15 protein-coding genes are annotated in these 11,410 nt (G+C 57.3%); 11 read left to right on the top strand and 4 right to left on the bottom strand.

The features are described 5' to 3' along the window. The first annotated feature begins 12 nt into the window (after positions 1-12). The 10 genes from ACR0C5_RS17635 (at position 13) to recO (ending at position 7,113) form a co-directional block, all read left to right on the top strand. Positions 13-711: a DUF2062 domain-containing protein gene (locus ACR0C5_RS17635; protein WP_170775320.1), complete on the top strand. Its 699-nt coding sequence runs from the start codon at positions 13-15 to the stop codon at positions 709-711. Beyond that, positions 704-1,450: a pyridoxine 5'-phosphate synthase gene (locus ACR0C5_RS17630; RefSeq protein ID WP_480505736.1), complete on the top strand. Its 747-nt coding sequence runs from the start codon at positions 704-706 to the stop codon at positions 1,448-1,450. Before ACR0C5_RS17635 ends, ACR0C5_RS17630 begins: the two co-directional genes overlap by 8 nt. Positions 1,451-1,485: 35 nt before the next feature. Then, the gene (locus ACR0C5_RS17625) at positions 1,486-1,920 is read left to right on the top strand and encodes a hypothetical protein (RefSeq protein WP_480878108.1); all 435 of its coding nucleotides are present in this window, start codon (positions 1,486-1,488) and stop codon (positions 1,918-1,920) included. Then, a complete protein-coding gene (gene acpS / locus ACR0C5_RS17620; RefSeq protein ID WP_480878106.1) occupies positions 1,917-2,339 on the top strand; it encodes a holo-ACP synthase in 423 nt (140 codons plus the stop codon). Before ACR0C5_RS17625 ends, acpS begins: the two co-directional genes overlap by 4 nt. A gap of 53 nt (positions 2,340-2,392) precedes the next feature. Continuing rightward, positions 2,393-3,232, top strand: a complete 840-nt coding sequence (gene lepB, locus ACR0C5_RS17615) for a signal peptidase I (RefSeq protein WP_170791612.1) — start codon at positions 2,393-2,395, stop codon at positions 3,230-3,232. Beyond that, positions 3,229-3,909, top strand: coding sequence for a ribonuclease III (gene rnc / locus ACR0C5_RS17610; protein WP_170775328.1), 681 nt, complete (start codon positions 3,229-3,231; stop codon positions 3,907-3,909). The genes lepB and rnc overlap by 4 nt, the downstream gene beginning before the upstream one ends. A 227-nt stretch (positions 3,910-4,136) precedes the next feature. Then, positions 4,137-5,045: a GTPase Era gene (era, locus tag ACR0C5_RS17605; RefSeq protein ID WP_170775330.1), complete on the top strand. Its 909-nt coding sequence runs from the start codon at positions 4,137-4,139 to the stop codon at positions 5,043-5,045. 55 nt (positions 5,046-5,100) lie between these two features. Then, positions 5,101-5,430 carry a DUF1491 family protein gene (locus tag ACR0C5_RS17600; RefSeq protein WP_170775332.1) on the top strand — a complete coding sequence of 110 codons (330 nt, stop codon included), beginning with the start codon at positions 5,101-5,103 and terminating at the stop codon, positions 5,428-5,430. 69 nt (positions 5,431-5,499) lie between these two features. Next, the gene (locus ACR0C5_RS17595; RefSeq protein WP_480878103.1) at positions 5,500-5,724 is read left to right on the top strand and encodes a hypothetical protein; all 225 of its coding nucleotides are present in this window, start codon (positions 5,500-5,502) and stop codon (positions 5,722-5,724) included. 663 nt (positions 5,725-6,387) lie between these two features. Beyond that, a complete protein-coding gene (gene recO / locus ACR0C5_RS17590; RefSeq protein ID WP_170791610.1) occupies positions 6,388-7,113 on the top strand; it encodes a DNA repair protein RecO in 726 nt (241 codons plus the stop codon). Here the strand turns inward: recO and ACR0C5_RS17585 are convergent. The 3 genes from ACR0C5_RS17585 to ACR0C5_RS17575 all read right to left on the bottom strand — a co-directional run bounded on the left by ACR0C5_RS17585 (position 7,097) and on the right by ACR0C5_RS17575 (position 9,929). Continuing rightward, a complete protein-coding gene (locus ACR0C5_RS17585) occupies positions 7,097-7,489 on the bottom strand; it encodes an META domain-containing protein (RefSeq protein ID WP_480878100.1) in 393 nt (130 codons plus the stop codon). The genes recO and ACR0C5_RS17585 overlap by 17 nt on opposite strands. A 42-nt stretch (positions 7,490-7,531) precedes the next feature. After that, entirely contained in the window at positions 7,532-8,086 is a 555-nt protein-coding gene (locus tag ACR0C5_RS17580) for a hypothetical protein (protein WP_480878098.1), read from the bottom strand. A gap of 151 nt (positions 8,087-8,237) precedes the next feature. Then, positions 8,238-9,929 carry an acyl-CoA dehydrogenase family protein gene (locus ACR0C5_RS17575; RefSeq protein ID WP_480878096.1) on the bottom strand — a complete coding sequence of 564 codons (1,692 nt, stop codon included), beginning with the start codon at positions 9,927-9,929 and terminating at the stop codon, positions 8,238-8,240. A gap of 144 nt (positions 9,930-10,073) precedes the next feature. Here ACR0C5_RS17575 and ACR0C5_RS17570 point away from each other — a divergent pair, with 144 nt between their 5' ends. Then, positions 10,074-10,838 carry a sulfite exporter TauE/SafE family protein gene (locus tag ACR0C5_RS17570; RefSeq protein WP_480878094.1) on the top strand — a complete coding sequence of 255 codons (765 nt, stop codon included), beginning with the start codon at positions 10,074-10,076 and terminating at the stop codon, positions 10,836-10,838. On the opposite strand, the gene ACR0C5_RS17565 is transcribed toward ACR0C5_RS17570, so the two are convergent. Beyond that, positions 10,835-11,377, bottom strand: coding sequence for a hypothetical protein (locus tag ACR0C5_RS17565; protein WP_480878092.1), 543 nt, complete (start codon positions 11,375-11,377; stop codon positions 10,835-10,837). The genes ACR0C5_RS17570 and ACR0C5_RS17565 overlap by 4 nt on opposite strands. Positions 11,378-11,410 lie beyond the last annotated feature (33 nt).

Genomic DNA, 11,410 nt, shown 5'->3' with positions numbered 1-11,410 from the left:
GGGTGATCAGGAGTGGTATTCAAGCGCCGAGATCGACGCTCGCCTGTCCAGATCGCATCTGAATTCGTCTACCCCCGCGGCGGATGGACCCGAGCCTTTCACTATGTCAAACACCGTGTACGCCGGTTGCCCGATTCCCCGGAACGTATCGCACGTGGGATCGGGGCAGGGGTGTTTGCTGCCTTCACGCCCTTTTATAGCCTGCACTTTGTGGTTGCTGCGCTTCTGGCGCGGTTGATCAACGGCAATATTCTGGCTGCGCTGAGTGGGACATTCTTTGGTAATCCGTTGACATATGTCCCGATCGGCGTTGTCAGCCTGCAAACCGGCCACTTCATTCTGGGTACCAAATTCGAAGAAGGCGACACCCACGGTCTGATGGGCAAATTCGCTGGTGCGCTCGGCGATCTGAAGAACAATTTTCTGGCGATCTTCACCGACCGCATGGCCGACTGGTACGGGCTAAGGATCTTTTATGATGAGGTGTTTTTTCCCTATCTGGTTGGGGGGATTCTGCCCGGTCTTGTCGCCGGGGCTGTGTGTCACTACCTGAGCCTGCCGTTGATCCGAACCTATCAGCAGCGCCGCCGGGCCAAGATCAAAGCCAAGTTCGACGAAATCCGGCGGTTGGCTGAATCCAAGCCTGCCGTTTCGGTTCCAAAACCACTAGGCTCGGGCCAGAATTCGGCAAAGGAATCAAACGATGTCTGACAATATCCTGCGTCTGGGCGTGAATATCGACCACGTAGCAACCGTGCGCAACGCGCGCGGTGGGGCGTACCCTGACCCTCTGCGCGCCGCCAAGCTGGCGGAAGAGGCCGGGGCTGATGGCATTACGGCCCATCTGCGCGAAGATCGCCGCCATATCTCGGACGCCGATATCGACGGGCTGATGGAGGTTCTGTCGGTGCCCCTGAACTTTGAAATGGCTGCGACGCCCGAGATGCAGCAGATCGCCCTGCGGCACAAACCGCATGCGGTGTGCATCGTTCCCGAAAAGCGCGAGGAACGGACGACCGAGGGCGGTTTGGAAGTCGCGCGCGAGGAAAACAAGCTGGCCCATTTCATCGCTCCCCTGCGCGACGTGGGCTGCCGTGTGTCCATTTTCATCGCCGCCGACCAGCGCCAGATCGAAGCCGCGCACCGTATCGGTGCTGAGGTGATCGAGCTGCACACCGGTGCTTATTGCGACGCCGTCTCCGAGGGCCACACAGACATAGCCACCCGCGAGCTGGACAGCCTGCGCCAAATGTCCACCTTTGCGCATTCCCTGGGCCTAGAGGTCCATGCGGGCCACGGCCTGACCTATGACACGGTGCAACCCATCGCCGCCTTCCCCGAGGTGCGCGAGCTGAATATCGGCCACTTCCTGATCGGAGAGGCCATCTTCCGCGGCCTCACCCCCGCCATTGCCGAGATGCGCCGCTTGATGGATGAGGCGCGGGCTTGAAACAGTGTCGGGCGAAAACCGTAGCAAAAGGTAGGGTGAAACTTGATTACATTACCTATTCTGCGCTCGTATTTTCGGTGTTGTCCGCACTCTATCTGATCAAACGCACTTTCGATTTGACCGAACCTTCGTTCCCTTTTTCCATGGGATTGGCACTTGTTCTGGCATCACTTTTCTATGGGGCGCGTAAAGGCATACGCGGCAACCGATGTGGGCCGTCTTGGAAGAGTTGGGTGCTTGCTGGAAACATGGTCTTTACCGGGCTGTTAACCATAGCCGGAATTGTTCTTGTCGCTGTTCTAGATCTCGGTTTTCCGGAAATCTCGGGGAATGAAGGCGATCTGACGGGTTTTGTTGTTCAAGTGGCTATCGTGGGTACTATCTCTATTATTTTGTGCCGATATGCATTCATTCTGGGTGTCAAAAGAGGCTACTCGATGTTTTTAAAGAACATGGAGCGAAACGGATGATCCTCGGCATCGGCACAGACCTCGCGAATATCGAGCGTATTCAGGGCACGCTCGACCGGTTCGGCGACCGGTTCCGCAACCGCGTTTTCACCGCCACCGAACAGCGCAAGGCCGAACGTCGCCATGACACGGCTGGCACATATGCCAAGCGCTGGGCCGCAAAAGAGGCGTGCTCCAAGGCGTTGGGTACCGGTCTGCGTATGGGCATCGCGTGGAAGGACATGGCCGTCACCAACCTGAACACCGGCCAGCCGGTCATGCATGTCACCGGCTGGGCCGCCGAGCGCCTGCGCGAGATGACCCCCGAAGGCCATGAGGCGATCATCCATGTCACTCTGACCGACGACCACCCTTGGGCGCAGGCTTTTGTGGTGATTGAAGCGCGCGCCATCACGAACGCAGCGGCCAGCCTTGACTAACCCCGCTGCGCCCCGCATGTAGCACCCCAACAAACCAAGGACCGGAGAGCAGTATGGCCGAGGACGTCAAAACCGGAAATCCCGTATGGGAGACGATCAAAACCATCGTCTACGCTTTGCTGATCGCAGGCGTATTCCGCACACTGTTCTTTCAACCTTTCTGGATCCCATCGGGGTCGATGAAACAGACCCTGCTGATCGGGGATTTTCTGTTCGTCAACAAGATGGCGTATGGCTATTCCTACGCCTCCTGTCCCAGCCTGATCATTCCCCGCTTTGGCCTCAACATTGATGCCGAGGATATCTGCGGCTGGCTACCGGGCGATGAAGACACGCGTATCTGGGGCGGTGAACCCGAGCGCGGCGATGTGATTGTGTTCCGTCACCCGGTCAATGGTCGCGACTACATCAAACGTCTGATCGGCTTGCCGGGTGACCGAATTCAGATCCGCGGGGGTCAGATCATTCTAAACGGAACGCCGGTTCCGCAACAACCCGATGGTGTGTTCACCGAACTGGCCGAGCCTCAGGGTTCGCAAGGGTTGCGCCCGCGCTGTGAAAATGGCCCGGTCGGGTTTGGCGGTCGCTGCGAAAAATCGCGGATGATCGAAACTCTGCCCAATGGAGTCTCGTATGACGTGCTGAATATCGGCAACCAAGGGTCGGACAATACCGGAATCTACACTGTGCCTGAAGGCCACTATTTCTTCATGGGCGACAACCGTGACAACTCCAGCGACAGCCGCCTGCCGCAATCCGCGGGCGGAGTGGGATTTGTCCCTTATCAGGACTTGATCGGTCGGGCCGACCGGATCATGTTCTCGTCCGCTGGCCGGTCGATGCTCTTCTTCTGGACCTGGCGCGGGGATCGGTTCTTCAAGGCGGTGAATTGAAACTTTCGGCCGAGATAAAAGCGTTTCAGCAACGTTTGGGGTACCAATTTTCCGACCCTGAATTGCTGCTGCGCGCTTTGACCCATGGCTCGGTGTCCTCGCCGACGCGCCCCGATAACCAGAGGCTCGAATTTCTGGGCGACCGCGTGTTGGGTTTGGTTATGGCAACAGCCCTGCTGGAAGCCGACAAGAAGGCGTCAGAGGGGCAATTAGCCCCCCGTTTCAACGCGCTTGTGCGAAAAGAGGCCTGCGCCGATGTCGCTCGCCAGATCGATTTGGGTGCGGTGCTGAAACTGGGTCGGTCAGAAATGCTGTCTGGTGGCCGCCGCAAACAAGCCCTATTGGGCGACGCGATGGAGGCGGTGATCGCCGCCATATACCGCGATGCCGGGTTCGAGGCCGCCCGCGACGTGATCCTGCGCCTCTGGGGCGACCGGATCCACAAGGTCGAGGCCGACGCGCGCGACGCAAAAACATCACTTCAGGAATGGGCGCAAGCACGCGGCCAAAAGCCGCCCTCTTACGTTGAAATCAAACGCAGCGGCCCCGATCACGCCCCGATCTTCACCATCGCGGCCCGTCTGCAAGACGGCGCCGAAGCGCAGGCAACCGCAGGTTCCAAACGCCAAGCGGAACAAGCAGCGGCCAAGGCCTTGCTGGACAGCCTACCTAAATAGTCCCACTCGTTTCTGCCCGGATCCCCTTCATCTGGCCAAAAATATCCCGGGGGTGAACCCGGATAAAATCCGGGCGAGGGGGCTGGCCCCCTCCCGGTCGAATTGGCGCAGCCAATTCGAAGCACACAGGCGCGATGATCCACACACGCTCACCCTGACAAAACCCTCTGGCCCGCCGGTGCTTTCTGCTATAGGGGTGCGCACTTGCAAACAGGATCGCAATACACATGACCACACGTGCCGGATTTATCGCCCTGATCGGAGAGCCCAACGCGGGCAAATCCACCCTTCTGAACCGCATGGTCGGGGCCAAGGTCTCGATCGTGACGCATAAGGTACAAACAACCCGCGCCCGCATCCGGGGCGTGGCGATGGAAGGCGACGCACAGTTGGTTTTTGTCGATACGCCTGGCCTGTTCAAACCCCGCCGCCGTCTTGACCGCGCCATGGTCGCCGCAGCCTGGGGCGGGGCAGCTGATGCGGATGTCGTCGTTCTGATGATCGAGGCCCATCGCGGTATCACAGAAGGCGTTGAACGTATCCTCGAAGGGCTCGAGGAAATTGGTCAAAGCCGTACCGTCGCGCTTGCGATCAACAAGATAGACAAAGTGCCTTCGGAAAAACTGCTGGCGCTGACGAGCGACCTGAACGCACGCTATTCTTTTTCCGAGACTTTTATGATTTCCGCAGAAAAAGGTCACGGTGTCGACGACCTGCGCCAATGGCTGGCACGCGAACTGCCCGAAGGCCCATGGCTCTACCCCGAAGACCAGATTGCTGATCTGCCGCTGCGCATGATCGCAGCCGAGATGACGCGTGAAAAGCTAACCCTGCGCCTGCATCAGGAACTGCCATACCAACTGACCGTCGAGACTGAGAATTGGGAAGAGCGCAAAGACGGCTCGGCCAAGATTGATCAGGTCATCTACGTCATGCGCGACGGTCACAAGGGCATAGTGCTGGGCAAGCGGGGCGAGACGATTAAAGCCGTCAGTCAGGCTGCCCGCGCTGAACTGGAAGAGTTTCTCGACCGCAAAATCCATCTGTTTCTGCAAGTGAAAGTCCGGCCTAACTGGCTGGAGGAATCCGAGCGGTATTCGGAAATGGGTCTGGATTTCAAAGACGGCAACGCATGACACGGGCTAAGAATGTTCGACGAAAATTCTCGGCGCTTGTCGATGGATGGCGCACATGGCCCGTCTGACCGCAGAGTTTTGGGTTCACGCCTATCTGGCCCGATTGCGGTTTCAGGAAATACCCGCTTTTGTCGTCGCACATGGCGATGATACCGCAGGGGCCGTCCTGATCAAGCTGAACACGCTGGACGGGCAGGCCACAGCTTTTCACCGCAGCTTCGATCTGTTGAGCGGTGAGCGGAAATGGGTCGAGCTAACCTCGGGGTCCGAAAGGGATGTCGATGCTGCCATCGCGAAACAACGTAGTTTTGATCCTGACCTTTGGGTAATCGAGGTCGAGGATCGGCAAGGGCGTCATCTGCTGGGGGAAGAGGGGTTGCTATAGGCCCACGGAGCCAAGCCGTTTTTGTGTTTGGAAAGCAACAATTTCTTGGTTGATTGGTGCTGACCCCGAATGAGTGATTTCTTCTTCACTCAGGCTCGGCATCCTATTTTCTTAGGTGTGTGCGATGCCGCTGCGATAAAAAAATCTATTGGTATTGACGCAGTTTCTCTAAAAAAAGGAGATCGATTTGAACTTCCTGAAGACCTGCTTTTGGGGTTTAGGCCTTTATTTGATTGTCGCATTGCAATTACCTTCGATAGCGATTGCTCAACAACCCTTGGGGGGCGCAAGTGACAGTAGGCCTCAGAAGCAGTTGAGCGCAAACGACGTGCATCTGATGATATTGCACTTCGGAACGGGTCAAATGCCATTTGCCGGTGGCGTGTTTTGTCCTGTTAAGAAGGGGACTACAAAAAAGTGCAGGGGGGATAACGGCGGTTACGTCATGGGCCCATTTGGCTTCAACATAAATGCAGAGTGGATATCGCGGAAAAAGAAAAGCGGTGTTCCTGGCGCTATGTTGGATAGTGTTCCTGTTCATTCTGGTGGTCAATTCGCGTTGTTTGAAGGTCAAAGAGGAGGTAACTCCAAAGTGCTGCCGAACGGGGGGACATACGCGTTTGTGGCGAAGCGGGGGGTGGTGTATGTCATTCCCGCCAGAACGCAGACAATGGTACAGGCTGTAGATTCAGCCCGAGCTATTTTAGCTTCTCGATACGGTAAGCAGTCAGACAGACTGCGAGTCGAGCCGATTGCAGCGGTGGAGTACAATTGCTCTAGCAAGCGGCGGAACCGTGTCTGTACCGTGGGAAAACAGCTTGATCCAAGATCGTTGGTGGCGCGTCGAAACTAGAATAATGGTGAGTATCTTTAACAAACGTTTTGGATAATAAATGTACGACGGGCTCAGCCTTTTTCGATTTTTCTCAATCTGCGTTGCTGCCTGGTAGCAAAACAGTGGACTGGCGCGATCACGGCATACTCTTGACCACTCGCCGACATGGTGAGACGGCGGCGATCATTGAGGTATTTACCCAAGCCCATGGTCGGCATGCGGGCGTTGTGCGAGGTGGGACCAGTCGCAAGATCGCGCCAATCCTGCAACCAGGCGCGCAATTGGATGTGTTGTGGCGGGCGCGGCTTGAAGAACATATCGGGACGTTTCAGGTCGAGCCGCTCCGATCTCGCGCGGCCGCGGCGTTTTCAGGGCGTCTGGCGCTGGCCGGGTTGAATTCGGTGGTCGCCTTGCTGTCCTTTTGCCTGCCTGAACGTGAGCCGCATCCGGCGATTTACAAACATTCGGAACAGTTGATGGATTTGCTGGGGCAGGATGAGGTCTGGCCTTTGGCTTATCTGCTCTGGGAATTGGCGTTGCTAGAAGAGCTTGGATTTGGGCTGGATTTGTCTAGTTGCGCTGTGACCGGATCGACCGAGGGGCTGGTCTATGTCTCGCCCAAAACCGGGCGCGCGGTCAGTGCCCAAGGTGCAGGCGAATGGGCGGATCGGCTATTGCCGCTTCCACCTTGTTTACGGGGCGAGGGATCCGCGCCGGATGAGGAGATCGCGCAGGGGCTGCTCACGACAGGCTATTTCCTTGAGAACCATTTGGCCCCGGCGCTAGGGCATAAGCCAGTGCCCGAAGCGCGAACCCGGTTTGTCGAGCGCTTCACTCGGCGGCTGTGAACACCATCTCATGCCCGTCTTCGTTGCGCAGGATCAGCACATTGCCGGAGACCTCAGATTGGGTCATCGCCAGCAGAGCGGCAAAATACATCCCTTCAGCTTCCAGTCCCGCGCAAGCCGCACGTGTTGCGCTCAGGCCCTGGATTTCGAACCACGGGTAGGGGGCGTTCAAGGTGCCGTTATAGCTGTTGCAGGGCGCGTGACCGCTGATCTTGCCATCCCCATGGAACTGCAACTGCGCGCTCGCGGCAAAGGGTTGGCTGTCGATTTCCTTTAAGGTCCAGATTTGATCCGCTGCACCATAGCTGGCGACAGTTTCATCCGTGCCGCATTGAAACAGAGCCAGCAGAGGAAATGTCAGGATCAATCGTACCATGAGAGTTTTCTATCTCGCTGTTGCCGCCGTGGGAAGCTGGGTTCAATAGGGGTTCTCGCCACTGATCAACTCGGCCCTGACCTCGCTGCGGGGGCGCCAGTTGTACCGGGTATCCTCGCGCGTGGGGGCCCAGGTTAGCGCACCGCTATTGCGCCATGGATCAAGGATCAGCCCCTCGTACATGGACGCCCCCTTGGCGCTGATCAGGGCAGAATGGTGGATGATGCGAAACGCAGTTGGAGGAGACGTCGCCCAGTGCAAGTCCAACGTTTCGAAGTTTTCCTGCCGCAGACGAGCTGTCATGGCTTCTGCCCAATCGTTACACAACCCCTTTTCTCGCAGGCCGTTTATGACTTTGGCGTTATGGATGATCGCCGAGTCACTGACATTCCATTCGCGCGCCAGGTATTGAGAATACGTATAGGAGATGGTTGCAGCTGTTTGAGCTTCGGTTGGGTCCACGGTGGGGCTCAGGCTGCGGATCGCGCTGGCTAGCTCGTCTATTTCGTTCTGGCTGGCGGTCGGAGGCTGCGTTGCGCACGCTGCCAGTGCCACCGCCGCGAAGGTCAGGAAAAGGGCCAGAAAATGTCGGATCATAACGATGAAAACCCTGCTGAGTGTCGTCGTTGATTAACGGCATTCCAGGGGCAGGTACAGGGGGCTATTTTCGGTCGGCGGTCGAGGACCGATGGCAGAAAAAAGACCCGGCGCGTGCGCCGGGTCAAGTTGGGGAAACAGGAATGCCGTTTCAGCTCAGCAGACGTCTTGCAATAACCTGCGCCTGAATTTCGGCAGCTCCTTCAAAAATGTTTAGAATCCGCGCGTCACATAGGACGCGGCTGATCTTGTATTCCAGCGCAAAGCCGTTGCCGCCGTGGATTTGCAGCCCGTTATCCGCAGCAGCCCAAGCGACTCGCGCGCCCAGCAGCTTGGCCATGCCCGCCTCAAGATCACAGCGCTGGCCGTGGTCTTTCTCCCACGCGCTGAAATAGGTCAGCTGGCGCGCGATCATGATCTCAACCGCCATCATCGCAAGCTTGCCAGAGACGCGCGGGAAGTTGATCAGGGATTTGCCGAACTGCTTACGATCTTGTGCGTATTGCATGGCGATATCCAGCGCTGACTGAGCCACGCCAATGGCACGGGCGGCGGTCTGGATACGGGCGGATTCGAAGGTCTCCATCAGCTGTTTAAAGCCTTTGCCTTCTTCGCCACCCAGCAGGTTTTCGCCCTTGACCTTGAAGCCGTCAAAGCCCAGTTCGTATTCCTTCATGCCGCGATAGCCCAGAACCTCGATCTCGCCGCCGGTCATGCCGGGGGTTGGGAAAGGGTCTTCATCTGTTCCGGGCGTTTTCTCGGCCAGGAACATCGACAGACCACGGTGGTTGGTGCTGTCGGGGTTGGTGCGGGCCAGCAGGGTCATAACATGGGTCCGGGCCGCATGGGTGATCCAGGTTTTGTTGCCGGTGATTTCATAATCGCCATCGGCGTTCTTGACCGCGCGGGTGCGCAGGCTGCCAAGGTCGGACCCGGTGTTGGGCTCGGTGAAGACGGCGGTAGGTAGGATTTCGGCGCTGGCCAGTTTCGGCAGCCAGTTGGCTTTCTGCTCATCCGTGCCGCCAGCGATGATCAGCTCGGCCGCGATCTCGGACCGCGTGCCTAGAGAACCCACGCCGATATATCCACGAGACAGTTCCTCGGACACCACGCACATCGAGGCTTTGGACAGGCCGAACCCGCCGAATTCCTCGGGGATGGTCAGCCCAAAGACGCCCATCTCGGCCAATTCCTCGATGATTTCCATCGGGATCAGTTCGTCTTTCAAGTGCCATTCATGGGCGTGCGGCTCGACCTTTTCGACGGCGTAGCGTCGAAACTGGTCGCGGATCATTTCCAGTTCTTCATCCAGGCCTGAGGCGCCAAACATTGTGGCACCAGCCTGATCCTCCATCAATTCGACAAGGCGACTACGAGCGGCTTGCGAGTTTGCCTGCGCCATCAGGCTCTGGACTTCAGGAATTTGGAAACCAGACAGCGCGTCCCATCCCAGACCCATGTCTTGCAGGCGGATAACTTCGCCCTGATTCATGGGGATGCCGCCAGCGACCTGATGTAGGTATTCGCCAAAGGCGATCTGGTGCAGCAACTGTTCGATCTCGCCGAACTTGCCGTCGGCCTCCAGCGCTTCGGCCCAGCGTTGCATCTGTTGCAGAGACTGGTTGTAGGTGGCCAGCCATGCAAGGCCATGGGAGGCGGTCTGGTTGGCTTCGATCAACGCTCCGGATACCCGGCCCTCGGCGCTTACCATTTCGCGCACTGATTTGCGCGCGCGGTCAAACACCGCCTCTACAGCCGGAACGGCGGCGCGGGTCAGTGTCAGTAGGTCGGGCAAAATCGCGGATGCTGTCATCTGGGTCATATCCTGTCCGTCATGGGCCATGAATCACGTCCTTTTCTGGGTCGATTGGTCATACCATGCTGCACATGCAGCGCAACAAAAATACGTGCAAAGGCAAAAAAAAGTTCAATAATTACTCAAGAGATTTTGCGATGCAGAAACCGACTGGAGTGATATCACGGGTGGATGACGCTGTTTTCGCTTTTATCTCCACAGGATTTTCTGTTCGCGCTGCTCGTGGCTTTTGCAGCGGGATGGATCAAGGGTATGGTCGGTTTTGCCATGCCGATGGTTCTGATGTCGGGGATGAGCATTTTTTTACCACCGCAACTGGCGTTGGCCGGATTGATCCTGCCTGCATTGGTAACAAACGTCGTTCAGGCTCTTCGCGGCGGGCTTCCGGCTGCTGTCGATGCAGTGCGCCAGTTTCGCGTTTTCTTGCTAACCGGACTTCTGTTTCTCCTGACTGGCGCGATGCTGGTCAGTCTTGTCCCCGAGACCACGTTTCTGTTTTTGATCGGCATTCCGGTGACATTTTTTGCGCTGATTCAGGTTGCTGGGCTGAAGTTGACGCTTTCGGAGCCGTCTCGATGGATTGAAGCCACGATTGGTGCCGTTGCTGGGTTTGTCGGAGGGATTTCGGGGATTTGGGGGCCGCCGACGGTGCTTTACCTGACGGCGATGAACACGCCAAAAGACATTCAAATGCGGGTGCAAGGCGTTATTTATGGGTTGGGCGCCGTGGCGCTGGTCGTGGCGCATCTGGGTTCAGGAATTCTGCGCGCCGAGACGGTGCCTTTTTCAGCGATCTTGGTTGTCCCTGCGCTTGCCGGAATGTGGATTGGGCTGCGGTTGCAAGCCCGTATTGATCAGGCGCGTTTTCGCAAGATTACATTGCTGGTGTTGCTGTTTGGGGGGCTAAATCTGTTGCGGCGTGCCGTCTTTGGCTAGGCACGCCTATCTGCAAACCGAAACGCAAAGTAGAGCCCGAGCATAAGGAAGAACAAACCCGAGATATCGCCGATTAAATAGGCGACGTATTCAACGCGGGCGCTGCCAAAAGCCATATTGGTCAGGCCTGAGACAAGGAAGGACGTGATGACTCCTACACCCATGATACAAGCCCAGCAGGGTTTGCGGTCGCTGCGTGGGAATAGGTCCCAACCGGCCCACTTCAGCAAGTAGAACACTGCTGGAACCGTCGTAACGGCAATTGTTATTGCAGCAAGTCGGCTGGGTAAAAATACGTCGGCTCCGCCGATGACGGCGAATACAATGAAAACACCTGGCAGCAGCGCGAAGATGGCTCGCCATCCCAACAACCATGCAGAAAGAACCCGCACGCCATGCGGAAGAAACAGAAGACTGGCCCGGCTTGGATATTCTGGGAAGAACAGGTTTTGCAGCGGCATCAAAACCTCGAACGTGAGGAATGATGCCACGACATAAGCCAACGAGGCGAAGAAGGTTTCAGAGGCCCATTTGCGCACGATGGTCAGCCATCGCCGCGCGCATTGGGGGCA

The organism is Ruegeria sp. N8, assembly GCF_056531325.1.
Note: the sequence above shows the minus strand (reverse complement) of the source record. Positions and strands in the feature narration are given on the sequence as shown.

Coding starts and splice junctions, on each gene's coding strand:
- ACR0C5_RS17630 (WP_480505736.1), top strand. CDS start 704: ATGTCTGACAATATCCTGCGTCTGGGCGTGAATATCGACCACGTAGCA.
- acpS (WP_480878106.1), top strand. CDS start 1,917: ATGATCCTCGGCATCGGCACAGACCTCGCGAATATCGAGCGTATTCAG.
- lepB (WP_170791612.1), top strand. CDS start 2,393: ATGGCCGAGGACGTCAAAACCGGAAATCCCGTATGGGAGACGATCAAA.
- era (WP_170775330.1), top strand. CDS start 4,137: ATGACCACACGTGCCGGATTTATCGCCCTGATCGGAGAGCCCAACGCG.
- ACR0C5_RS17600 (WP_170775332.1), top strand. CDS start 5,101: ATGGCCCGTCTGACCGCAGAGTTTTGGGTTCACGCCTATCTGGCCCGA.
- ACR0C5_RS17595 (WP_480878103.1), top strand. CDS start 5,500: ATGAGTGATTTCTTCTTCACTCAGGCTCGGCATCCTATTTTCTTAGGT.
- ACR0C5_RS17585 (WP_480878100.1), bottom strand. CDS start 7,489: ATGGTACGATTGATCCTGACATTTCCTCTGCTGGCTCTGTTTCAATGC.
- ACR0C5_RS17580 (WP_480878098.1), bottom strand. CDS start 8,086: ATGATCCGACATTTTCTGGCCCTTTTCCTGACCTTCGCGGCGGTGGCA.
- ACR0C5_RS17575 (WP_480878096.1), bottom strand. CDS start 9,929: ATGGCCCATGACGGACAGGATATGACCCAGATGACAGCATCCGCGATT.
- ACR0C5_RS17570 (WP_480878094.1), top strand. CDS start 10,074: ATGACGCTGTTTTCGCTTTTATCTCCACAGGATTTTCTGTTCGCGCTG.